This is a genomic window from Aurantivibrio plasticivorans, from assembly GCF_055392955.1.
This window is the reverse complement of record NZ_AP036020.1, coordinates 2,424,095-2,447,314: the sequence shown is the minus strand read 5'-3', so window position 1 is coordinate 2,447,314 and position 23,220 is coordinate 2,424,095. Positions and strand designations below refer to the sequence as shown.

Here is a 23,220-nt window from a genome sequence, read left to right as displayed (position 1 = left end):
TCATTGCTGTCATCCTTTGCGTAACACTGAGCTAGTCACAAAACATTACTGAATTCATCCTACGAAATCACTACAATAGCTGGCAGTTGAAGCAGTGTTTTTTGAGATAGGGGGATAGTTTGAATATTGATAAACCCATTGTAGTTGCCTTAGATTTTTCAACGGAAGAGGCCTGTATTGCACTCGTGAATAAACTCGATCCGAGTAAAGTCCGCCTTAAAGTGGGGAAAGAGTTGTTTGCTGTAGCGGGGCCTGAGTTGGTTAAAAAATTGGTAGCAAAAGGGTTTGATGTATTCCTTGATCTTAAATACCACGACATTCCTAACACCGTCGCCAAAGCTGTTGCCGCTGCTGCAAGGCTGGGTATTTGGATGGTAAATGTTCATGCCAGCGGCGGGTCACGGATGATGAAAGCAGCTCGTGAAGCACTCAACGAATTCGACAGGCCGCCGTTACTTATCGGTGTCACGGTCCTCACCAGTATGGACGAATCAGATTTGGGAGAACTGGGAATAACGCTGTCCCCAAAACAGCAGGTACAAAAACTAGCGCAATTAGCTAAAGATAGCGGGCTCGATGGTGTGGTTTGTTCGGCGCAAGAGGCGCATCAGCTAAAAGAACAATGTGGTAGCGAGTTCAAGTTAGTGACACCCGGTATTCGTCCAGCAGGAAGCACTGCTGATGACCAGCGTCGTACGTTGACTCCCAAAGAGGCGTTGTCTGCCGGGAGCGACTTTCTGGTAATCGGTCGGCCCATTACTGCCGCCTCAGACCCAGCAGCGGCGTGCCAAGCGATCATCGGTAGTCTGGCCGATTAAATGTTGGCGTTTGAATAATCTAGCCGCTCTCACATTCAAGCCCATATTCACTACTATTTAGGTTCAAAAACACTGCATGTCTAACACTTCCAACTCAGCTTCTATTCCTGTTATCACCATCGACGGTCCCAGTGGTTCTGGTAAAGGCACTATTTCGCAATTGGTCGCCAAGCACTTCGGCTTTCATTTGTTGGATAGTGGAGCGTTGTATCGTCTAACCGCATTGGCGGCCCTAAACCGCCAGGTGGACTGGAAAGATGAACCCAAGGTCGCCGACATAGCCCGCACACTAGATGTTCAGTTCATTACCGACGGTAAGTCGACCCAGGTAATGCTCGATGGTGAAGATGTATCCCTGGCGATTCGCAAAGAGCAAATGAGCTTAGGTTCTTCAACAGTAGCGGTGTTGCCAGATGTTCGAAGCGCATTACTAGACCTGCAAAAGAGCTTTCAAAAAGCACCAGGCCTCGTGGCGGATGGCCGTGATATGGGCACCACCATCTTTCCCGAGGCTCAGGCCAAGATCTTCCTTACCGCCAGCGCTGAGGAGCGGGCCCAGCGCCGCTATAAGCAGTTGATAGAAAAGGGAGAATCTGTTAGTCTCCGCGCCCTGCTTAGTGACATCCAAGCCCGGGATGAGAGAGACAGCCAGCGTGCTGCGTCCCCCTTGAAACCCGCCGATGATGCGCTGCTGTTGGATAGTACCCAGTTAAGTATCGAACAGGTCTTAGCTGCGGTGATTGATCATGCGTCGAAAAGCGGTATTCAACCCGCCTCCGTTTGACTTCTACAGCTCTTGAGCGAAGCTATTTAATAGAGGTTGTACCAACAATCTCTTTTAAACCCCATTGTGGGTGCCGCCAGTCTAAGGTGCGCACAGTGGATTTGTGTCATTAGCCCGTACGTCTGGCCGTACGAAGAACAGTTCTACTCCGTTTGCGAGAGGCATCTAAAGAAGATGGCCCCGCGGCAGAATGGATCTGGCTGAAAAAAGGTACCCTCCCCATGAGCGAAAGCTTTGCAGAACTCTTCGAAGAAAGTTTAAAAACCACCGAAATGATTCCCGGTTCTATTGTTACCGGTGTTGTGATCGATATCGATAAAGACTGGGTGACTGTTCACGCAGGTCTGAAATCTGAAGGTGTTATCCCAGCCAACCAATTTTTCAACGAAAAAGGCGAATTGAGCTTAAACGTCGGTGACGAGGTTCAAGTTGCTTTGGAAACTGTTGAAGATGGTTTCGGTGAAACTCGTCTATCACGTGAAAAAGCGAAACGTGCTGAAGCGTGGAAAGTGCTTGAGAAAGCCAACACCGCAGACGAAGTTATCAAAGGTATTATCTCTGGCAAGGTTAAAGGTGGTTTCACTGTTGACGTTGCTGGTATCCGTGCATTCTTGCCTGGTTCATTGGTTGACGTTCGCCCTGTGCGCGAAACGGCTCACCTTGAAGGCAAAGAGCTCGACTTTAAAGTTATCAAGCTAGACCAAAAGCGCAACAACGTGGTTGTTTCACGTCGTGCGGTGCTTGAGCAAGCTAACTCTGAAGAGCGTGATGAGTTGTTGGCTAACCTTCAAGAAGGTATGGCTGTTAAAGGTATCGTTAAGAACCTTACCGATTACGGTGCCTTCGTTGACTTGGGCGGCGTAGACGGTCTTCTCCATATCACTGATATGGCATGGAAGCGTATCAAGCATCCAAGCGAAATCGTCAATGTTGGCGATGAGATCGACGTTAAAGTATTGAAGTTCGATCGTGAGCGTAACCGTGTATCTCTTGGCCTCAAGCAATTGGGTGAAGATCCATGGGTACAAATCACTGCACGTTACCCAGAAGGGACTCGTGTTACCGCTAAAGTTACCAATCTTACTGACTACGGCTGCTTTGCTGAGTTGGAAGAGGGCGTTGAAGGTTTGGTTCACGTTTCAGAAATGGATTGGACTAACAAAAACATTCACCCATCTAAAGTGGTTAACGTGGGTGACGATATCGAAGTCATGGTATTGGATATCGACGAAGAACGCCGTCGTATCTCTCTTGGTGTTAAGCAATGCCAAGAAAACCCATGGGATGCATTCGGTAAAGAATACGCCAAAGGCGCGAAAATCTCTGGCAAGATCAAGTCGATCACCGATTTCGGTATCTTCATTGGTTTGGACGGTGGTATCGATGGCCTGGTTCACTTGTCTGACATTTCTTGGAACGAAGCAGGCGAAGAAGCCGTTCGTGCATATAAGAAAGGCGATGAGATCGAAACAGTTATCTTGGCTATCGACCCAGAGCGTGAGCGTATCTCTCTAGGTATCAAGCAACTAGACGAAGATCCATTCTCATCTTACGTTGCTGAGAACGATAAAGGCGCAATTGTTACTGGTACAGTGAAAGAAGTTGATGCGAAAGGTGCAGTAATCACCTTGGCTGAAGACATCGAAGGTACCTTGAAAGCGTCTGAAATCAGCCGTGATCGCGTTGAAGATGCACGCAATGCGCTGAATGTTGGTGACGAAGTTGAAGCGAAAATCACCAATGTTGATCGCAAAAACCGTGGCATCATCTTGTCAATCAAAGCGAAAGATTCTGATGACGAGAAAGCCGCTGTTAAAGAGCACGCTTCTAAGCAAGAAGAGTCTTCTCAACCAGCGACTATCGGTGATTTGATTAAAGCGCAAATGGAAAGCCAAGGTAACTAAGCTTTGTTATCCATTTGAGTTGTTTGAAAGGCGGCTTCGGCCGCCTTTTTTGTGTCTGTTTGTTAATTACATATTCTTGCCGTCTAGGGAGCCCGTCATCAGTGGCTCTAACGTAACTTCTAGCACTTTCTTCCTATACTCTTGTAACTGTTTGATATTGTTAAGGTTTGCACCTTTGGTCGCGATTAATTTGCACTTGGTCAAAAAATGGATGGCAATTGATCGAAACAGCGAGAAAATCAGTTATCGGAAGGCTAAAATTTTAAACAAATCAGTAACATAGCTTGGCTTTCTAGAATTTTTGCAGTAGGCTAGCTGTAAATATCGGTTTCTCGCTTGGTATGAGGCCGTGCTTCAGCGTACAGTCTTCGGGAAAAAGACTATGACCAAATCAGAGTTGATTGAGCGAATCGCAGAGCGGCAGGATCAGCTTCCAGCTAAGGATGTTGAACTGGCGGTCAAGTTGATCCTCGACTATATGTCACAGATTCTTGCGTCTGGCGAGCGTATCGAAATCCGAGGATTTGGCAGTTTCTCTCTTCATTATCGTGCGCCTCGAGTAGGCCGCAATCCTAAGACGGGTGACTCGGTCGAATTGACCGGCAAATATGTCCCACATTTTAAACCCGGCAAAGAAATGCGCGATCGAGTCAATGAGAGTCTCCAGGCGGAACAGCATCCCGCTGGCTAAATGACGATCTATTTGGCTGCGCTGGCGCTGTGCAAAGCGATTGACTTCCACTAAGATCCATCGACATTCGTTTATTCAGTGACTAAGCGATAGTTTGCTTTTGTGTGTGATACGGATACATGACTAAACTCAAATTATTATTCTCAATCTGCGTGGCACTGTTCGTCATGTCGATAGGATGGTGGGTTTCTTCGGAAAATGACCAGCTTGTGACGCCACAATTCGCCGGGTTCAGTTTTGGTGGTTTAAATCTCGGAACTTGGCTGTTCATGATGCTACTAACAGGCGTGGTTATTGGCTATTTGATTAGCTCGCTAGGTTATTGGCGTCAGCGAATGAAGGCGAGTGGTTTGCAGAGAAAATTAGCCAACAAAGAACAAGAGTTAGCAAAATTAAAGTTATCTGCTGGAAAGTCAGTTATCTCAAGAGATTAAATGATCAGTTGTTAAAATGTTTCGGCAATATCATTCTGTCGAAAGGAGTCTAGGGCGCGATGCCAGATCTGCTAATGCTTATCCTATTTGTCGTAGCAATCGCTATTGGTTTTGCGTTAGGCTATAGAAGCGCCTCAAAGAAGCAGGTAGAGCGTTCGGCGCAAGCGCTCGATAAAAGCTACTTCAAAGGTCTGAACTTGTTGCTGAATGAGCAGCCAGACGCAGCCATCGACACCTTTATCGAAGCCTTTGAAGTTAACAGTGATACACTGGAAACCCACTTGGCGCTGGGTAATATGCTTCGTCGCCAAGGCGAAGTTGATCGAGCGATTAGAATTCATCAAAATCTGTTGGCTCGCCCTGGGTTAACCCTTGATCAGCAACACCTTTCTCAGCTGGAGCTAGCCAGAGACTACGTTAAAGCGGGCCTTTTAGATCGTGCTGAGCGTCTCTTTCAAGAGTTAGTCGAACTGTCGCCTGAACACCGCGACACCAGCCTTGAACAACTCATTGAAATCTACCGTGATGAAAAAGAATGGCAAAACGCGATTCATGCAGTAGAACTGTTGGTGGGCAAACGTTTCAGTAAAATACCGCCCAAATGGCGTTGCGCACAAGCGCATTTTTGCTGCGAGTTGGCCGAACAGGCGCTGGATAAAAACGATTACCTGAGTGCTCGTCGGCACCTTAAAACGGCCCTTAACTATGATAAATCGTTGGTGCGTGCCAGCCTCTTGTGGGGGCAGTTGGAGTATCAACTAGGTAATAGCCGAGAGGCGCTAAAGATTCTCAAAAAAATCCCCCAACAAGACGCCGATTATCTTGGGGAGGCCTTAGATTTGTTTGTGAAGTGTTACGAACAACTCGGTGATTTTGTGGGGCTGCAAAAGTTCTTACAACACCTCCAAGATGAGTATCCTCACAACTCCATCGTGCTGGAGCTGACAGAAAGGGTGCGTTTATCGAAGGGGGATCTAGCGGCAGCAGACTTTATCGGGTCGCAACTAAAAGATCGCCCCTCTGTTAAGGGGGTCAGTAAGTTGCTGGATTTCTATCTCGATCACAGTAAAGAGAAAGCCAAAGATAACCTTTCATTGCTGAAGCAGTTGGTTGACCAGCTTGTAGACACTAAGCCCACCTATCGATGTACCCATTGTGGTTTTACCGGCAATCACCTCCATTGGTTGTGCCCGAGCTGCAAGACATGGAACAGTATCAAAGCGATCAGAGGTGTCGAAGGAGAGTGAGACTGCTGGTCTGACAACTGAACCGTATGTTCTTTGGTAGATAATCGAACTGGCTAGGTTCATTTAACGCCACATCGTTTTCTCATATACTCCATAGATTGGCGACATGTTTGCGCTCATCAAAGCGTCACACAGTTATGGCATTCTCGCCGGTTTAAATAGTGGTTTAAATAGGAAAAGCAAAGCAGGATATTGATGAATATTACGGTATTTGGAGCAGGGTACGTTGGGTTGGTTCAGGCGACGGCGCTAGCCGAGGTGGGGCATCACGTTAAATGTGTGGATGTTGATCAGGCGAAGGTCGACAAGTTAACCCAAGGAGAAATTCCAATCTATGAGCCAGGCTTATCGCCAATGGTTAAGGAAAACGTTAGTGCTGGTCGTCTCAGTTTTACCACTGATGCAGTTGACGCCATCCAACATGGCAAGGTTATATTCATTGCTGTGGGGACTCCGTCTGGTGACGATGGTTCAGCCGATCTCAAATATGTCATTAAGGTCGCTGAGACTATTGGTGAAAACCTGACTGAGCAAAAGTTTGTGGTTAACAAATCCACAGTGCCCGTGGGCACAGCTGATCTAGTCAAAGAGACCATTAAAGGGGTATTGAATAAAAAAGGCACACAGGGCGTGGAAGTTACCGTCCTATCCAATCCCGAATTTTTAAAAGAGGGGTCAGCGCTATCTGATTTTATGAAGCCTGATCGCATCATTATCGGCACGGATTCGGAAGCAGCTGAAGACGCGATGCGCGAACTGTACGCACCCTTCTCGCGTAATCACGAAAAAATCATGGTCATGGATGTACGCAGTGCTGAGTTAACCAAATATGCCGCCAATTGCATGCTCGCGACCAAAATTAGCTTCATGAACGAAATTGCAAACCTGGCAGAACGCATGGGCGCCGATATTGAAAAAGTGCGTCAAGGCTTAGGTAGCGATCCGCGTATTGGTTACCACTTTATCTATCCTGGCGCGGGTTACGGCGGCTCTTGCTTTCCTAAAGATGTGCGAGCACTCATCCATGCATCCAAATCTGTCGATTTTGATCCCAAAATCCTACAATCAGTTGAAGATCGCAACAACGACCAAAAATCCACACTTTTTAAGAAAGTCGAAAAACACTTTGGGGGTGACCTCAAAGGTAAAACGTTTGCTCTTTGGGGGTTGGCGTTTAAACCCAATACAGACGACATGCGCGAAGCACCATCTCGTGTTGTGATGGAGTCTCTTTGGGCTGCAGGTGCCAAAGTGCAGGCATTTGACCCAGAAGCGATGAATGAGTGCCAACACATTTACGGTGTACGCGAAGACCTTTCGCTCGTAGGAACAAAAGAAGCTGCACTGCAAGGAGCAGATGCGTTAATTATCGTCACCGAATGGCAAGAGTTTAGAGCGCCAGATTATGATGCCTTCAAAAAACATCTAAAAACCCCTACGGTCTTTGACGGCAGAAACCTATACGAGCCAGAAAGAATGCAAGCAAATGGTATTCAGTATTACTCGGTGGGGCGTAAATAAAACGATTCAACATGGCAGTCTGCGTGCCTCCTCGGCCTTGGTGGCACGCAAATCATCATTAAGTTGAAGTGAAATCCTCCTGTTTGTATTAATTTGTTAACTGCTATTAAATTCCTCGATCGTTTTGCTCTGGATCACCTAATTGATTGGTCTTAAGTTCTTAAGATCGATATAATTCTGCGCGGCTTGGGAAGCCAGGCCGAGATCAATCGCGGGATATGGGGATACAATGACGGTTTTAGTCACCGGTGGTGCCGGGTTTATTGGCAGTAATTTTATCGTTGACTGGTTCAAGCATTCCCGCGAAAGTATCGTTAACCTCGATAAGTTAACCTATGCGGGCAACCCCGCAAACCTCGAGGAAGTCTCCTCCAGCCCACATTATCATTTTGCAAAAGGTTCAATTGGCGATTACGACCTTGTAAAAAGCCTGCTGTCTGAACATGGTGTGCGAGCGGTCATTAATTTCGCGGCAGAATCCCATGTAGACCGCTCTATTCATGGGCCAGCTGAGTTTGTTGACACGAACGTAGTTGGTACCCTCAAGTTGCTCGAGGCGACAAGAGATTATTGGCTAAACCTTCCAAGTGCTGACAAAGACGCATTTCGGTTCTTGCATGTGTCAACCGATGAGGTGTATGGCTCATTATCACCAAGTGATCCACCTTTTAACGAAAGCAATCAATACCAGCCCAACAGCCCCTATAGTGCGAGTAAAGCATCATCAGATCATCTGGTTAGGTCGTTTCATCACACATTTGGTTTGCCTGTGTTAACCACCAATTGTTCCAATAATTATGGGCCATACCAGTTTCCTGAAAAGTTAATTCCATTGGTGATAAACAACGCGCTGCAAGGAAAGTCATTACCTATTTATGGTGATGGCCAGCAAATTAGAGATTGGCTCTTTGTGAGTGATCATTGTTGTGCCATTCGGAGAGTGTTAGCAAGTGGGCGAACAGGAGAGGTTTACAATGTCGGCGGTTTAAATGAAGTGGCCAATATCGATATTGTAAATACGATCTGCGATTTGTTAGATAAGTTTGTTCCCCCGCATGAGAATTACCATTTGCCTGACAATATTTCATCTTATAAGCAACTCATCGAACATGTAAAAGACCGGCCAGGCCATGATCGGCGTTATGCAATTGATGCTTCAAAAGTCGAGTCTGAGCTAGGCTGGCAACCTGCGGAAACTTTTTCTACGGGAATAAAGAAAACCGTGGAATGGTATCTCGCCAACGAAAAGTGGGTGAATGACGTCACATCGGGTGCTTATAAGAATTGGATAAATAAACACTACAATGAGAATGAGAAGTGATACGTAATGAAAATTCTCATATTAGGCGCAAATGGACAAGTAGGTTGGGAGTTGCAGCGAGCATGCGCCGTGTTGGGTGAATGCGTTGCGTGGAATCGACACCACTGTGATTTAGAGCATATTGAAACGCTAGAGCAGAAGGTTTTGCGTGAGGCTCCGGATGTGCTCATAAATGCGGCGGCTTACACGGCGGTTGACAAAGCCGAGAGCGACAAAGAAGCGGCTTTCATTCTTAATCGCGATGTCCCAGGAATATTAGCACGCTGTATGCGTCAAGTAGGCGGTTGGTTAATTCATTACTCAACTGACTATGTGTTTGATGGTAAGAAAAAAACGCCATACCTTGAATCTGATACCCCAAATCCATTAAGTGTTTATGGCGAAACTAAGTTGGCAGGGGAGCTAGCCATTGCATCGTCTAGCTGTCAGTACATTATTCTAAGAACAAGCTGGGTTTACGGGTTACACGGAAGCAATTTCCCCAAAACTATGCTTGGCTTAGCTCAATCGCGTGATCAACTCAGCGTCGTCAATGATCAATTTGGCGCGCCAACAAGTGCCGAACTTATTGCGGATGTTACCGCCCATGTCGTGCGTACAATAATGGATGAAAAAAGCGGCGAAGAAACTTACAGCGGTGTTTATCACTTGGTTGCCGGGGGTAAAACTAGTTGGCACGAGTTGGCCAGCAATATCATCGAACGAGCTAGAAATCGTGGTTTGCCGATCAAAGTGGCAGCTGGAAATGTTAACGCTATTCCAGGTTCTGATTACCCCGTTGCAGCAGAGCGACCAATAAACTCATGTTTGTCTAATGAAAAGCTGCAAAGCATGTTTTCATTATCACTGCCGCATTGGAAGGACCATGTAGAACGTTTCGTTAGAGAGTACGTAGAGCGGGGTATGCAATGAACCGTAAGGGAATAATACTTGCCGGAGGGTCGGGGACCCGTTTATATCCAGTAACCCAAGTTACCTCAAAACAACTGCTCCCGGTTTTTGATAAGCCAATGATTTATTACCCTCTATCGACGTTAATGGACGCCGGTATTCGAGACATCTTAATCATTTCAACACCGGCTGATACACCAAGATTTCAAGAATTATTAGCGGATGGTTCTCAGTGGGGTTTGTCCATTGAGTATGCAGTGCAGCCATCACCTGATGGTTTAGCGCAAGCATTTATTATTGGCGAACGCTTCTTAAATGGAGCTCCCTCAGCGCTTATACTGGGAGATAATATTTTTTACGGCCAAGACCTCCAGCAACAGCTCGAATCTGCGAGTCAGCAACAACAGGGTGCGACGGTGTTCGCCTACCATGTTAGTGACCCGGAGCGATACGGCGTAGTAGAGTTTGATGATACTGGGCGAGCGATCAGCATTGAAGAAAAGCCGAGTTCCCCAAAGTCTAGCTTCGCGGTAACAGGTCTATATTTCTACGATGAAAATGTGTGTGACATTGCTAAAGAAATAACACCTTCGGCAAGAGGTGAATTAGAAATTACCGATGTAAATTCTAATTATTTACGCCGAGGAAAACTACAAGTTGAGAAAATGGGTCGCGGTTATGCGTGGCTCGATACCGGTACTCACGAAAGCATGCTAGAAGCTACGCAGTTTGTCCAGATCGTAGAGAGGCGTCAGGGGTTGAAAATCGCTTGCCCTGAAGAAATCGCCTACTCAAAAAAGTGGATTTCCCCAGAATTGTTGGAAAAACACGCTGCGAAATACGCAAAGTCTGGCTACGGCGAATATCTATTCAGAATACTTGACGAGTCAAAAGTTTGATATGAAGGTCATTGACACAGAAATTGACGATGTAAAAATTATCGAACCGAAAGTCTTTGAAGATGAAAGAGGCTTTTTTTTAGAAACATTCCAAGCTGAACGTTACAAGGAAGCCCTGGGTATTGATCTTGAATTTGTTCAAGATAACCACTCACGCTCTACAAAAGGAGTATTGAGAGGATTGCATTTTCAAAAAAATAAACCTCAAGGAAAGCTGGTCAGAGTGGTACGCGGATCAGTATTTGATGTTGCTGTAGACGTAAGACCTGAATCTAAAACGTTTGGTAAATGGGTGGGTGTCGAGTTGTCGGGTGAAAATCATAGGCAGCTATGGGTTCCCCCTGGTTTTGCTCATGGATTTCAAGTCTTGAGTGATGTAGTGGATTTCGAATATAAGTGCACCGATTACTACGACTCCCGCGATGAGATGTGTATAAAGTGGGATGATCCAGAGTTGCGTATAGCATGGAAAATTAAAAATCCCCTTGTTTCTGAAAAAGACATGAACGGAGCTTTTCTTCAAGATGTAGTGGCTTAGGCGGATGATTTTTTAGGTGTCGATGTAAGAACGTTAACTCAAGTTTAGAAAGTTATGGTTCGTAAAAAATATAGTGCGTATATTGCTGTTTATTGGTTCAGTCAAAGTTACTAAATATCTATAGCGTGATGATAAATAAAGTTGGTATTTAAATGGAAGTATTGAGGTTTTTAAGATGATCGTTCCAGTGATTTTGGCGGGTGGCTCAGGTACACGTTTGTGGCCATTATCTCGCCAACAGGCTCCTAAACAATTTCTAAAAATGTTTGGGGATCAAACAATGTTGCAACAAACCATCCGGCGATTGGAGGGCTTACCTGATCTTGCTGAACCTATTGTTGTATGCAACGAAGATCATCGCTTTACTGTTGCTGAGCAATTGCGGGGAATTGGTATAAAAGGCCAAATTATATTAGAGCCGGCAGCTCGAAATACCGCGCCTGCTATAGCTTTGGCTGCATTGCAAGCTAAACAAATGAATAAAGACGAAGATCCAACGTTATTAGTGTTGCCTGCTGACCATCTAATCGACGAAATAGCGGAGTTTCACCGGTCAATTTTTTTAGCAATAGAGAAAGCGGCTGAACGTGCCTTGGTGACTTTTGGGGTTGTGCCGACACGTCCTGAAACAGGTTATGGTTATATTGAAGTTCAAGGTAAAGTGGAAGCTGGAAGGCCTTCTAAGGCACTTCGTTTTGTTGAAAAACCTGATACGGAGACCGCAGAAGAGTACCTCTCGCAAGGGAGTTTTCTATGGAATAGTGGTATGTTTGTGTTTACCGCAGATGCTTATCTCGAAAGTTTAGAAAAATATTCGAGCGAGTGTTACACCTTCGCAAAGTCGTCTATTGGCACAGCAAAAAGCGATCTTGACTTTATTAGAGTCGATAAGGATGAGTTTGGGCAATCCCCGAATATATCAATCGACTACGCTGTGATGGAAAAGTCTGACCAGGTATACAGTGTCCCATTAGATGCGGGTTGGAGTGATGTAGGCTGCTGGCGTTCCTATTGGGATGCTCAAAAAAAGGATGCAGATGGCAATTCTATTCATGGAGATGCTATTGCTATCTCAACGACGAATACGCTAGTTCACTCAGCTGACAAGCTCGTTGCAACAATAGGCGTTGATAACCTAGTTGTTGTAACTACTTCAGATGCCGTTTTAGTAATAAATAAAAATCGTGCACAAGATGTCAAAAGTGCAATATCGTTGTTGTCAGACAGAGATCGAACCGAACATTTATCACATCGCAAAGTTTATCGCCCATGGGGAGCTTATGACTCTATTGATTGTGGTGATCGTTTTCAGGTAAAGAAAATTACGGTTAACCCGGGGGCGAGCTTGTCGCTGCAGATGCATCATCATCGTGCAGAACATTGGATTGTCGTGAAGGGAACTGCTTTGGTCCAGAAAGGTGAAGATACGATAATGTTGTCAGAAAATCAGTCGACATTTATTCCGCTCGGAGTAACTCATCGGCTCTCCAACCCTGGGAAGATGCCTTTGGAGCTTATTGAGGTTCAGTCCGGCAGTTATCTTGGTGAAGACGATATTGTCCGATATGAGGATACTTATGGTAGAAAATAAGATCATCCGTGGGCATAGTTTCTGTCCATTGAGGAGAAATATGGTGAAGCTGTAAGTTAATTTCTCCTAATGAAATAATTTCTAGGTAAATATTTATATTTGGGTGTTTAGTATGTCGAAAAAGGTTGCGTTAATAACAGGTATTACTGGGCAAGATGGGTCCTATCTTGCAGAGTTTTTGTTGGAAAAAGGGTACGAGGTGCATGGAATAAAGAGGCGTTCATCCAGTTTTAATACGCAGCGTGTCGACCATATTTATCAGGATCCTCATGTGGAGAATAAAAATTTTATCCTTCATTATGGGGATCTCACAGACTCATCGAATTTGATTCGAATTTTACAAGAGGTGCGGCCAAACGAAGTTTATAACTTAGGCGCTCAATCTCATGTGGCGGTTAGCTTCGAGTCGCCAGAATACACAGCCGATGTAGATGCAATGGGGACTCTCCGCCTTTTAGAAGCTATACGTTTCTTGGGTTTAAAAAATACCCGTTTTTACCAAGCATCTACTTCTGAACTGTATGGGTTGGTGCAAGAAACGCCACAAAAAGAAACCACTCCATTTTATCCTCGTTCTCCTTATGCTGTTGCGAAGCTGTATGCATATTGGATCGTTGTCAACTATCGTGAGGCGTATGGTCTCTATGCGTGTAATGGTATTTTATTTAATCATGAATCCCCTCGTCGGGGTGAAACCTTTGTGACACGTAAAATAACAAGAGGGCTGGCGAATATAGCGATGGGGTTAGAGTCTTGTCTATATATGGGTAATTTAGACGCTTTGAGAGATTGGGGCCATGCCAAAGACTACGTCAGAATGCAGTGGATGATGCTGCAGCAAGATTGTGCGGAGGATTTCGTGATAGCAACGGGGACTCAGTATTCTGTCAGGCAGTTTATAGTTTGGAGTGCTTTAGAGTTGGGTATTGAACTGGAGTTTGAGGGAAGTGGCGTAGAAGAAAGGGCTATTGTGAAATCTATTGAGGGCGACAAAGCACCTGCACTGAAGGTAGGAGATGTAATTGTTAATGTCGACCCGAGTTATTTTAGGCCGGCAGAGGTTGAAACGTTACTTGGGGATCCAACTAAAGCGAAAGAAAATTTAGGGTGGATTCCTGAAATAACTACACAACAGATGTGTGCGGAGATGGTTAAGGAAGATTTGAAGGTTGCCCAGCGACATGCGCTTTTAAAAGAGCATGGATTAGAGGTGCCGGTATCTTTGGAGAGTGCAAGAAATGAATGATAGTGGCCAAATATATGTTGCAGGCCATAAGGGAATGGTTGGGTCCGCTATCGTGCGTCGCCTCCAGTCGCAGGGGTATGGAAATATCATTACATGTGATAAGTCAGAATTAAACTTGAAAGACCAGGTTGCAGTCCAACATTTTTTCGAGCAGCGTGAAATAACACAGGTATTTCTTGCTGCAGCAAAAGTTGGCGGTATCCACGCAAATAATATTTATCCTGCGGACTTTATTTACGATAATTTAATAATAGAGTGCAATATTATCAATGCTGCTCATAGTGCAAATGTTAATAAAATTCTTTTTTTGGGTTCTTCCTGTATATACCCCAAACTATCTGAGCAGCCAATAACAGAAGAAGCATTGCTTACGGGAGCTCTTGAGCCGACGAATGAACCCTACGCAATCGCAAAGATAGCAGGGATAAAGCTGTGTGAAAGTTACAACCGTCAATTCGGGCGTGATTACAGAAGTATTATGCCGACCAACCTCTATGGTCCGGGAGATAATTACCATAAAGACGAAAGTCATGTTATACCAGGCCTGATAAGACGGTTTCATGAAGCAAAAGAGTGTGATGCGGGAAGTGTCGCAGTGTGGGGGAGCGGTAAAGTCTATAGGGAATTTTTATTCTCTGAGGATCTAGCTGATGCTTGCTGTTATTTGATGTCAATTCCCAAAGAAAAGTATATGGAAAAAATTGTTTCACCTATGTGTAGTCATTTGAATGTGGGTTATGGTGAGGATATCACCATCAAAGATCTAGCGTTAGAGATTGCGCGGGTGGTTGGTTATGAGGGTGAAATTGTATTTGATAAGTCGAAGCCTGATGGTACACCAAAAAAATTGTTGGATAGTTCGCGGTTGAAAGAGTTAGGGTGGAGTCCGTCGACTTCGTTAGCCGAGGGGCTTGTGGTAGCTTATCAGGATTTTCTAAATAACTACGATAAGTTATCGTAATTGCCCGGTCTTGGATCATCTTGCGTAAGTTCGTTTGTCTTCGGTTAGATAGTGAGATTAAAACCCTACAATATTTGTATAGCTCGAATTTGCTATGTTGGTAGGAAAAACTAAAAAATGTAGGTGATATTGCCTAGGTAGACTTTGTGGCTTATAAGAAAATTATTTCCTATTGTCAGTTCTTTTTAAAGAAGGACTATGGTGGTGAACTAGTTAGCTATTTATCGTATGGATTGTTGGCGAAATTACTTCCTATCTTGGGATTGTTCTTTTTTACATCGCTTTTAACACCAGAAGAATTTGGTGGGGTGGCCATTTTTACTACTATAACTATGCTGAGTGCGTCGTTTTTAAATTTTGGCGTGAGCCAAATGATTGTGCGTGAAAAGCAAATGCTTGATAAAAAAGACTTTTCTTCGTTGATATGGTCAGGTCGAGCAGTGAGTATAGTAATAGCGTTGCTGTTATTTGTGGTTTTTTATTTGGTTGATAAGACCAATGTAGTGTGGCCGATTTCGTTTTCACTGATGACGCTTTCGATTGTTTTTTCACCGGTTTTGTCGATTATTGATGTCTCTATGAAAACATTTGTTGTTAGTAGAGACGCCAAGCTGTTCGGTAGGGTAGAGGTTTTCAAAACCCTAGCCACAGTAGGTATTCCCATCTTGCTAATTATTGCTTTTAGCGAAAATGCTTTTGAGATGCGAATAGCAGGGTATTGCGTGGGTTTGTTGGTTGCAGCACTAGTCGCTTTCTATCTGCAACGAAAATACGTAGATACACTGCCAATAATGATGAATCATGCTAAAGAAGTCGTGGTATACGGGGTGAAAGTATTTCCACAAGTAGCGGCTAACTGGTTGAAAATGGGCGCTGACAAAATATTACTTGTGCCTTTGCTCAGTTTAGACGCTTTGGGTGCTTATAGTTTTACCGCTACGTTATGTTCTATGGTTATGATTTTGGGTAATGCAGTAAATAATACTTATACGCCAAGAAGCATATCCTATTATAAGAATGGGAATCTAGTTCAGTTGCGGAAATATCGGTTTGCTTTAGTTTCAGTCTTAGTTTTTTGTTATGTGTTGGCAGCTCTAGGAATAGTATTGAGTTCAAAAATATATTGGCCGAAAGGCTATGAGTTGTCTGTGCTCGGTATTTTTATGTTTATGTTTGCAAATCTAGCGCAAGGAGTATATTTGCTTTACGCGAAATACTTCCTATTTCAACTGAAGATGCCTCTTCTAGCTGCTATGAATTTGGGTGCTTCTCTAGTTTATGTGTGTACGTTATATCTGATGTCGGGAAGTATGTCTCTGTTATCAGCAGCGTGTGTTCTTGCTCTATACAATGGTTTGTTGCTCTGCACCGTCGTAATTTATGTGCGATTTAGCGAGGGTAGAAATAGGGTTGTTGAATAATGTTATATGTTGTGGGAGATAGCCATTGCCGCTCGTTTTCTTATCATCCGGAATGCCTACCCCTGTTCGTAGCGCCAGGCAAAAGGCTTCTTCTCAATAGCGGTGATCAACTTAATGAAACCATAGAGCTGTTGAATAAAACCGTTTGTGGTATACCGGAGAGTAGCAAGCTGATGTTGCTTGTAGGAGAACCCAGTTTAAGGAGTTTTTTGGAATCTGGAGGTGGCTCAAATTCGTTGTATGCCAAAAAATTTATTGAATCAATATTTAAGCTTCAGGAGAATTTGTCTAAATACAAATTGGAATTACATATCGTTCCTCCGGTTCCAAGAGAAGATGAGAAGTATGCTGCTCTGTGGGTTTTAGTGAGAGATGAAATGGTGAGGCAGAAGCTCCCCTGTGCAACGGTATTCGATGAAGCGGTTTCAGGAGACGGAATTATAAAGCAGGAATACATTGGCGATTTTATTCATGCAAATCAACTATTGGCAGATTTAACATTGAGTAAGTTGTTAGATTCGAATATGGCATCATCAAATAGATTTGCGTGGAGTTATGAATATAGCTTGCCGAGCAAGGCGAAAATTTGGGGTGGAGTTCCAATGGAAAGTCTCGTTTATGATGGTGTTAAGTCTCGAAATTGGAGCGAAATGAGGTTAAAGACTACGTCAATGGAGTTGTTCTGCCAGTTTTTAAATCGAGTATCGGTTTTGTTTAGTAAATTCGGAAATGAGGCTCCGCTTTTTAACATTTGTACAGATGATGAAGGTTATATTCAGTTGGGTTCCTGTATTCACTCAGTGTCGATAGGTGAAGACTGGACGAGTCGCGATTTATTGAAAACTAGATATGCTTGTTTAAGCGCTATGCTTGCTAAATTTAATGGCGATGCTGTTATCACCTCTAATCCTCTGTTGTCGAGTGAAGTTGAATTAAAATGTTTAGTAGTTTCTCGGAGTTTTATTCCGAATTTAGCGTGTGCTATTGAATCGACAAATTCTAGTATTGTCTTTGTTATAGATCATTGCGCAACTAAAGAAATTGAGCGTAGTATTAATGCTGTGGGTTTTTCTGTTGATTTGCGTTTTCAGTTCGCTAGCTTGGGCGTGGTTTGTCTTTATTCAAAGGACTGGTCTAATCTAACTCGTGTAAAGTGCTTCTCAATAATTCAGAGCGCTTTCTCTACTGTTTTTATGCTTCGTATATTGGCTCAAATAAAGCAAGCCAGTAAAAATGTGAAGCTTAAGCTAATCGATTTTTTCAGTAGTTTACCCAACAAGGATGTAGCTTAAATTTGTGCTGGTTCCCAGTTGTGAGCTGAGTGCGATGGCCTTGTAAAATATGTGTAGAAACTATTTTTGAACAGTTTGAGATTAAAATATAAGGTGGTATATCAAAGATGATCACGCAAAAAAATGGTGTAGAGATTTTCACAGATAATGTTTTAGATGCTGATTTGTCGAAAGTGTCTGATTGTTTCGAGGCTGGGTATGAAAAATATAAAAATTTAGACTATCCAAATGTCGCTTCGTTAAGTTTGGATCAGGTTAAATTAGAGGACGAGTTTTTTAAGATATACAATACAATCCAAGAAAAATTTGAACTTAAAAATAGCGAGCTGGAGCTGGAAAAGCTTTGGTTGGTGAAGTCTACGAGCGAGACTAGCGACCCAGATAAACTCCCATATATCCCCCATATAGACTACAATCGATTTTTTAAGGTAATGGTGTACGTTGACGAGGTATCACAAAAAGATGGGCCATTTCATGCTGCGCCCTCAAGACCTGATGACTTTGAAACTTTTAGGCTAAAGTTGCCCAAAAATTATAAGGATTATCAAGGGAATAAGGTTGAATCAATAGCCATTGAAAAGTACAAGGCTTTTTTCGGTCCTGCTGGAAGTGTACTCCTGTTTGATACCAATTGCCCGCATTTTGCTGGAAATTTAATCGACGGTGGAGAAAGGAGGGTTTTGAGGTTCGATTTTCAAAAATCTGATTGGACTAGGAAAAAAGGGATCTCAGGATTTATATCAAAGGTATTTTCTTAGGATGTGTAGCCTTTTGGTTGGGTTTGTTGTTCTATTTCGGTTGTCTTAATTTGGTTGGATAAACAAGGTTTAACCAAGGAAGAGAGGCCAAGAATTATGATGGTGTGTTGATATGTTAAGTGTAGAAGTTATCGCAGAGATCGGTATTAATCACGACGGTAGTGTCGAAAAAGCGCGTGAGTTGATTAGAGAGTCAGCACAAGCTGGTGTTACTGCGATTAAATTTCAGTATAGAAATCTTAGCAATGCATATGCTGATACTGATAGAGAAATTGGCGATGAATTGCTTTTAAAGGAGATAAATCGCACACACCTAGAACCAAGGGTTATCGTTCAGCTTTGTAATTATGCTCGTGAATTAGGTGTAAAACCAGGTATTAGTTTTTTCGAAAAAAGCGATTTAGATGATTTCCATAATAATATGGACTCATTTGATTTCTTTAAGCTTCCATCTGCGGAACTTTCAAATATAGAGCTGATTAAAGCGTTGTTAGAGCTTGGTAAGCATGTTTATATATCTACTGGGTGTCATGAAGAGAAAGAACTCGAAAAAGTCTTCAAAGAATTGCCGAATACTGGATGGACGCCGTTGCACTGTGTATCAAATTACCCAGTTTCGATTAAAAACGCGCGACTAGGCTATATAAAATATTTACAAGACAAGTGGAATAGGGATATTGGCTATTCAAGCCACGATGATAATTGGGAGGTATGTCTGTTAGCTCTATCGATGGGGGCGACCGTAATAGAACGTCATATTACTCTTGATAAAAATGCACAAGGTCTAGATCATTCGTCGAGCTCGACACCACAAGAATTTAAAACATTGTGTTTGTTTGCGAATAATATGCACGCGCTGACCGCAGGTAATATACCAAGGGTTCCCAACCAAGGTGAACTGCTAAATAGACAAAACCTTGGACGATCGTTTTATACAGGTAAAGCTTTGTCGGCAGGTGATACAGTGACAATGGATAATTTGATCTATCGTTCACCAAATACAGGTATTGATCGAAGTGCAATCGATGAATTTATTGGCAAAAAGGTTCATAAAGACGTCCCGCAGGGAGCTGTCTTAACGAAATCATTATTCGAAAAAAGTGAAAACATATCCGAAGAGGTTCTAGAGTTTGCGCAAAAGAATAAGCTTTCCCTACCTGTAAGGCTTCATGATCTTGACAAATTTCAAGCCTTGTTTCCCATAGGTTCATTTGAATTCCATCTCTCTCATAAAGAGATACTTCAGGAGATAGACGTCAAGCAGTTTAATTCTAATAATCGATATAGTGTTCATCTGCCTGATTATGTGAATTCCACCGTATTAATGGACCCATTTTCGCCCGATGAAGAACAGTATAAAGCAAGCCATGAAATTTTAGAACGAACAGCGCTATTTGCTAGTCGGCTACAGGAGCTGACTGGCTTTAAAGTACCGGTTGTTGGTAGTTTTTCTGTGGTCCACAGTGATAGAGAGTTGTTCTTTGAGCAACACGCAAGTATTGTGCGCGAATGGCAGTCTAAAGGTGTAGATATAATGATGCAGTGGCTTCCCCCGATAGCTTGGTATTTCGGTGGCGCTGTAGACTTACACGTAATGAATCAAATAGAAGATGTAAGTTACCTTAAAAAGTATAAACTTCCTATATGCCTCGATGTTTGTCACCTTCTATTGGGTAAAAATTATTATGGTTTCTCGGCTGATGAATTAGTCAAAGAGCTCTTAGTGAATACTGGGCATATCCACATAGCCGACGCGGCAGGTTTTGATGGAGAAGGATTGCCTATCGGTGAAGGTGAAAGTGATAATTTAGATATTATTAAATCGCTATTGAATAATGATTGCCTCAAAGTTATAGAAGTGTGGCAAGGTCATTTAGACAACGGTGCAGGTTTCAAGCGCGCTTTGGAAACTTTGGCCAGCCTAAAATGATAAAAAATAAAAAGACTGCGCTCATTACTGGCGTGACCGGTCAAGATGGTGCTCATCTATCAAAAGAACTGCTTTCACGTGGCTGGGAAGTATATGGCGGCTATCGGAGAGGTTCGTCTAGCACCACCTGGAGATTGGATTACTTAGGTATTAAAAACCAAGTCAAGCTTATAGAGTGTCAGCTGAATGAAGCCCAGAATATAATCAGTGTTTTACAAGAAACAAGACCTGATGTTATTTTTCATTTAGCAAGTGAAAGTTTCGTCGCTGATTCGTTCAAGTACCCTGGTGTTACGCTAGACGTGAATGCTCATGGCACTTTAAATATGCTGGAAGGCGTGCGACTCGTCGTTCCTGAATCTAAAATATTTTGTGCTTCCAGCTCAGAAATATTTGGTACGGCGCTCGGCGACGAAAAGTTGAGTGAAACGTCAAGATTTTATCCTACCAATCCCTATGGCATCTCTAAGCTAGCAGCGGCAAATTTCGCACGTCTATATAGAGAGCGCTATGGGGTTTATTCTTGTTCAGGCATTCTTTTTAATCACGAAGGGCCTCTTCGGGGTAGATCTTTTGTAACTCGAAAAATAACATACAATATTGCAAGGCTTTGTGTAGAAGGTGGCGAACCCTTTGAGTTGGGGGACTTAAACTCCGCTAGAGATTGGGGTGCAGCCGAAGACTATGTTATTGCAATGTGCGATATGATGGATCTTACTTCGCCCGAAGACCTGATCATTGCATCTGGCAGGCTAACTAGCATACGTGAGTTCTTAAAAAAGGCAGCCGAGTCAGCAGGAATGAGCCCTGTATTTGAGGGTACAAAGGAAAAAGAGGTTTGTATCGATAAAAATTCTGGGCGCGTAATAGCCAAGGTATCCGAGCGGTATTTTAGACCCCAAGATACACCTCCTCTGGTGGGAAACACAGATAGGATCATGTCTCTCACTGACTGGGAAGGCTCTCGTAGTATAGATAAATTGATTGGCGAGATGGTAGAAGCTGATTTAGATCGTTGGAAAAGAGGAATCACAAATGTTTGATGAATTGAAAGATCGTTTAGAAGGGTGTTTTTATACAATCTTTACGCCTTTTTCAGAAGATGAAAGTATTGATTATGAAAACTTGGAAAAGTACCTGACACTCCTGTATAAGCAAGGTGCACGGAAGTTCTATGCCATGGCTTATAACTCTCGTTATTCTCAGTTAACCCATGATGAAATTATGGAGTTGAATGAGTTTTGTATAAAGCATGTCAAATCACTTGATAGTAAAAATATTGTGATTGTCGGGGATCCAATTCACTGTTCAACAAAAGAAACGATTAGATTTACGGCTCACGCAAAAGAGGCGGGCGCGGATCTTGTATCATTGCTTGTTAGAGAAAAATACTTTACCGATGAGCAAATTATCGATCATTATGCAGAGGTTGGCCGAGAAACCAACATGCCTATACTCGTGCACGAGATGCCTTTCTTGTCTGGCTATAATGGCACTCAAATGCATTGGCCGAGTACTTTAATGAATGCACTTCCTAAAGTGAATCAAATTGTTGCACTTAAAGAAGATGCCAAGAATTTTGATATCACTCGTGAAGCGCTAATGTTAGAACCTAATATCCGTGTAATTATTGCGGGTGTTAAATCTGCATTTATGCAGTATAAACCATATGGTGCAAAAGCATATCTCAATGGTATCTCTATTATAGATGCTGAAATAGGTGAAACTTTCTGGGGTGCGTATGAACGCGATGACCAGGAAACCATAGACTTCATCATTAATAAGCTGGAAAAACCGTTTTTTGACCAGTGCGCAGGGAAATATGGTTGGCACCGTACTAATAAGGCTTTGCTTGAAGCCGCCGGCTATATGAGCCGAAGGGATAGAATGCCTTTGAAGCACTTATCGGATGAGGAATACCTCGAGGTGGTCGAAGTTTGTAAGCAGGTTCAAACAGCATGGAACGAAAAGAAAGGGCAGGGTAAAGCATGAGTTGTGTAGCATATGTTCCGGCACGCTCTGGTTCGAAGCGACTACCAAATAAAAATATAAAGTTACTCGCAGGAAAGCCACTGGTGGTCTGGACACTCGAGGCTTGTGTTAACTCGACGAAAGTCGATAAGGTGATTTTTTCGACAGACTCTAAAGAATACTGGGAAACTGTTCAGGCGTATATTTCGTCTCCCAAGTTGAGCCTACATCTTCGCTCATCTGATGAGGCTGGTGATAAAGTGAAAATATTTGATTACCTCAAGGCAAACTACACCTCAATTTTCGATGACGCTGATACAAAGTTTCTTCTTGCATTGCCCACTATGCCTTTTAGAAATGAAAAACATGTGACCGAAGCAATTCATTTATCTGAAAATACCGATAAGCCAGTATTTTCCGCTGTTGAGTATGATTTTGCAGTGTCTTTTGCATTCTATGAAGTTGAGACTGGCTGGGAGCCAGTCTTTAACGATAGTCCTATGCTTACAGGTAATACCCGTAGTCAAGATCAACGCGTTGCCTACCACCCAAATGGTGCAATCTATGTGCGTAATATTGAAGATTTCAAAAATCCTAAACTCGTGTCATTTTATCAAGATGCGCTACCCATTATTATGAATAGGACTGAATCTGTTGATATTGATAATGAAGAAGATTTTATTCTTGCTGATGCTTTAATGGCGGCAGGTTAGAGTTACTTCGGAGGCAGACAAAACATCGTGTATCGTAAATAATTTGCTATTTTTAAATGGGATAGTGATATCTGTGGGTTCTTCAAAGGTGCGCTCATAATGTTCAGTCATCGGTGAATTTTGCTTAAATTATTTTGACTTCGTTGTAACAATTCAAGTAAATCAACTTTTTAGCTAAGTGTAAAAAGTCTGTTGAAATTTGATGTTGTGTGCTTCTATCAATATTTATACTCTGGATTTCATTCACTTTTAGATTGGCATAGCAAGTACGGGCTTCTGCTGTGACCGA

The 23,220-nt window shown here is 43.1% G+C and carries 21 protein-coding genes; all 21 read left to right on the top strand.

From position 1 onward, the window contains the following. The first annotated feature begins 119 nt into the window (after window positions 1–119). The 21 genes from pyrF to ACZ5NB_RS10945 all read left to right on the top strand — a co-directional run bounded on the left by pyrF (window position 120) and on the right by ACZ5NB_RS10945 (window position 22,931). Entirely contained in the window at window positions 120–818 is a 699-nt protein-coding gene (gene pyrF, locus ACZ5NB_RS11045) for an orotidine-5'-phosphate decarboxylase (RefSeq protein ID WP_460233670.1), read from the top strand. A gap of 76 nt (window positions 819–894) precedes the next feature. Then, window positions 895–1,602, top strand: coding sequence for a (d)CMP kinase (gene cmk, locus ACZ5NB_RS11040; RefSeq protein ID WP_460233669.1), 708 nt, complete (start codon window positions 895–897; stop codon window positions 1,600–1,602). Between the two features lie 221 nt (window positions 1,603–1,823). Further along, window positions 1,824–3,506 (top strand): 30S ribosomal protein S1, encoded by a 1,683-nt coding sequence (gene rpsA, locus ACZ5NB_RS11035; RefSeq protein WP_460233668.1) that lies wholly within the window; start codon window positions 1,824–1,826, stop codon window positions 3,504–3,506. Between the two features lie 349 nt (window positions 3,507–3,855). Further along, entirely contained in the window at window positions 3,856–4,197 is a 342-nt protein-coding gene (ihfB, locus tag ACZ5NB_RS11030; RefSeq protein WP_460233667.1) for an integration host factor subunit beta, read from the top strand. A gap of 119 nt (window positions 4,198–4,316) precedes the next feature. Further along, a complete protein-coding gene (locus ACZ5NB_RS11025) occupies window positions 4,317–4,631 on the top strand; it encodes a lipopolysaccharide assembly protein LapA domain-containing protein (protein ID WP_460233666.1) in 315 nt (104 codons plus the stop codon). A 59-nt stretch (window positions 4,632–4,690) separates the two neighbouring features. Beyond that, a complete protein-coding gene (lapB, locus tag ACZ5NB_RS11020) occupies window positions 4,691–5,878 on the top strand; it encodes a lipopolysaccharide assembly protein LapB (RefSeq protein WP_460233665.1) in 1,188 nt (395 codons plus the stop codon). 195 nt (window positions 5,879–6,073) lie between these two features. Then, window positions 6,074–7,399 (top strand): UDP-glucose dehydrogenase family protein, encoded by a 1,326-nt coding sequence (locus ACZ5NB_RS11015; protein ID WP_460233664.1) that lies wholly within the window; start codon window positions 6,074–6,076, stop codon window positions 7,397–7,399. Between the two features lie 229 nt (window positions 7,400–7,628). Beyond that, window positions 7,629–8,720, top strand: a complete 1,092-nt coding sequence (rfbB, locus tag ACZ5NB_RS11010) for a dTDP-glucose 4,6-dehydratase (protein ID WP_460233663.1) — start codon at window positions 7,629–7,631, stop codon at window positions 8,718–8,720. A gap of 6 nt (window positions 8,721–8,726) precedes the next feature. Next, a complete protein-coding gene (rfbD, locus tag ACZ5NB_RS11005) occupies window positions 8,727–9,632 on the top strand; it encodes a dTDP-4-dehydrorhamnose reductase (protein ID WP_460233662.1) in 906 nt (301 codons plus the stop codon). Then, a complete protein-coding gene (gene rfbA / locus ACZ5NB_RS11000; RefSeq protein WP_460233661.1) occupies window positions 9,629–10,510 on the top strand; it encodes a glucose-1-phosphate thymidylyltransferase RfbA in 882 nt (293 codons plus the stop codon). The genes rfbD and rfbA overlap by 4 nt, the downstream gene beginning before the upstream one ends. A gap of 1 nt (window position 10,511) precedes the next feature. Next, on the top strand, window positions 10,512–11,048 hold the full coding sequence (gene rfbC, locus ACZ5NB_RS10995) for a dTDP-4-dehydrorhamnose 3,5-epimerase (RefSeq protein WP_460233660.1): 537 nt from the start codon (window positions 10,512–10,514) through the stop codon (window positions 11,046–11,048). 175 nt (window positions 11,049–11,223) lie between these two features. After that, window positions 11,224–12,639, top strand: coding sequence for a mannose-1-phosphate guanylyltransferase/mannose-6-phosphate isomerase (locus ACZ5NB_RS10990; protein WP_460233659.1), 1,416 nt, complete (start codon window positions 11,224–11,226; stop codon window positions 12,637–12,639). A gap of 112 nt (window positions 12,640–12,751) precedes the next feature. Continuing rightward, window positions 12,752–13,885 (top strand): GDP-mannose 4,6-dehydratase, encoded by a 1,134-nt coding sequence (gene gmd / locus ACZ5NB_RS10985; protein WP_460233658.1) that lies wholly within the window; start codon window positions 12,752–12,754, stop codon window positions 13,883–13,885. Beyond that, window positions 13,878–14,846, top strand: a complete 969-nt coding sequence (locus ACZ5NB_RS10980) for a GDP-L-fucose synthase family protein (RefSeq protein WP_460233657.1) — start codon at window positions 13,878–13,880, stop codon at window positions 14,844–14,846. The genes gmd and ACZ5NB_RS10980 overlap by 8 nt, the downstream gene beginning before the upstream one ends. Window positions 14,847–14,992: 146 nt before the next feature. Next, window positions 14,993–16,267, top strand: a complete 1,275-nt coding sequence (locus ACZ5NB_RS10975) for a lipopolysaccharide biosynthesis protein (protein WP_460233656.1) — start codon at window positions 14,993–14,995, stop codon at window positions 16,265–16,267. Further along, a complete protein-coding gene (locus ACZ5NB_RS10970) occupies window positions 16,267–17,559 on the top strand; it encodes a hypothetical protein (RefSeq protein ID WP_460233655.1) in 1,293 nt (430 codons plus the stop codon). The genes ACZ5NB_RS10975 and ACZ5NB_RS10970 overlap by 1 nt, the downstream gene beginning before the upstream one ends. Window positions 17,560–17,666: 107 nt before the next feature. After that, on the top strand, window positions 17,667–18,317 hold the full coding sequence (locus tag ACZ5NB_RS10965) for a phytanoyl-CoA dioxygenase family protein (RefSeq protein ID WP_460233654.1): 651 nt from the start codon (window positions 17,667–17,669) through the stop codon (window positions 18,315–18,317). A gap of 112 nt (window positions 18,318–18,429) precedes the next feature. Further along, on the top strand, window positions 18,430–20,247 hold the full coding sequence (locus tag ACZ5NB_RS10960; RefSeq protein WP_460233653.1) for an N-acetylneuraminate synthase family protein: 1,818 nt from the start codon (window positions 18,430–18,432) through the stop codon (window positions 20,245–20,247). Then, a complete protein-coding gene (locus tag ACZ5NB_RS10955; RefSeq protein ID WP_460233652.1) occupies window positions 20,244–21,290 on the top strand; it encodes a GDP-mannose 4,6-dehydratase in 1,047 nt (348 codons plus the stop codon). The genes ACZ5NB_RS10960 and ACZ5NB_RS10955 overlap by 4 nt, the downstream gene beginning before the upstream one ends. Further along, the gene (locus tag ACZ5NB_RS10950) at window positions 21,283–22,239 is read left to right on the top strand and encodes a dihydrodipicolinate synthase family protein (RefSeq protein ID WP_460233651.1); all 957 of its coding nucleotides are present in this window, start codon (window positions 21,283–21,285) and stop codon (window positions 22,237–22,239) included. The genes ACZ5NB_RS10955 and ACZ5NB_RS10950 overlap by 8 nt, the downstream gene beginning before the upstream one ends. Beyond that, on the top strand, window positions 22,236–22,931 hold the full coding sequence (locus tag ACZ5NB_RS10945; protein WP_460233650.1) for an acylneuraminate cytidylyltransferase family protein: 696 nt from the start codon (window positions 22,236–22,238) through the stop codon (window positions 22,929–22,931). Before ACZ5NB_RS10950 ends, ACZ5NB_RS10945 begins: the two co-directional genes overlap by 4 nt. The last annotated feature ends 289 nt before the right edge of the window (window positions 22,932–23,220 follow it).

Coding starts and splice junctions, on each gene's coding strand:
- cmk (WP_460233669.1), top strand. CDS start 895: ATGTCTAACACTTCCAACTCAGCTTCTATTCCTGTTATCACCATCGAC.
- rpsA (WP_460233668.1), top strand. CDS start 1,824: ATGAGCGAAAGCTTTGCAGAACTCTTCGAAGAAAGTTTAAAAACCACC.
- ACZ5NB_RS11025 (WP_460233666.1), top strand. CDS start 4,317: ATGACTAAACTCAAATTATTATTCTCAATCTGCGTGGCACTGTTCGTC.
- lapB (WP_460233665.1), top strand. CDS start 4,691: ATGCCAGATCTGCTAATGCTTATCCTATTTGTCGTAGCAATCGCTATT.
- ACZ5NB_RS11015 (WP_460233664.1), top strand. CDS start 6,074: ATGAATATTACGGTATTTGGAGCAGGGTACGTTGGGTTGGTTCAGGCG.
- rfbB (WP_460233663.1), top strand. CDS start 7,629: ATGACGGTTTTAGTCACCGGTGGTGCCGGGTTTATTGGCAGTAATTTT.
- rfbD (WP_460233662.1), top strand. CDS start 8,727: ATGAAAATTCTCATATTAGGCGCAAATGGACAAGTAGGTTGGGAGTTG.
- rfbA (WP_460233661.1), top strand. CDS start 9,629: ATGAACCGTAAGGGAATAATACTTGCCGGAGGGTCGGGGACCCGTTTA.
- rfbC (WP_460233660.1), top strand. CDS start 10,512: ATGAAGGTCATTGACACAGAAATTGACGATGTAAAAATTATCGAACCG.
- ACZ5NB_RS10990 (WP_460233659.1), top strand. CDS start 11,224: ATGATCGTTCCAGTGATTTTGGCGGGTGGCTCAGGTACACGTTTGTGG.
- gmd (WP_460233658.1), top strand. CDS start 12,752: ATGTCGAAAAAGGTTGCGTTAATAACAGGTATTACTGGGCAAGATGGG.
- ACZ5NB_RS10980 (WP_460233657.1), top strand. CDS start 13,878: ATGAATGATAGTGGCCAAATATATGTTGCAGGCCATAAGGGAATGGTT.
- ACZ5NB_RS10970 (WP_460233655.1), top strand. CDS start 16,267: ATGTTATATGTTGTGGGAGATAGCCATTGCCGCTCGTTTTCTTATCAT.
- ACZ5NB_RS10965 (WP_460233654.1), top strand. CDS start 17,667: ATGATCACGCAAAAAAATGGTGTAGAGATTTTCACAGATAATGTTTTA.
- ACZ5NB_RS10960 (WP_460233653.1), top strand. CDS start 18,430: ATGTTAAGTGTAGAAGTTATCGCAGAGATCGGTATTAATCACGACGGT.
- ACZ5NB_RS10955 (WP_460233652.1), top strand. CDS start 20,244: ATGATAAAAAATAAAAAGACTGCGCTCATTACTGGCGTGACCGGTCAA.
- ACZ5NB_RS10950 (WP_460233651.1), top strand. CDS start 21,283: ATGTTTGATGAATTGAAAGATCGTTTAGAAGGGTGTTTTTATACAATC.
- ACZ5NB_RS10945 (WP_460233650.1), top strand. CDS start 22,236: ATGAGTTGTGTAGCATATGTTCCGGCACGCTCTGGTTCGAAGCGACTA.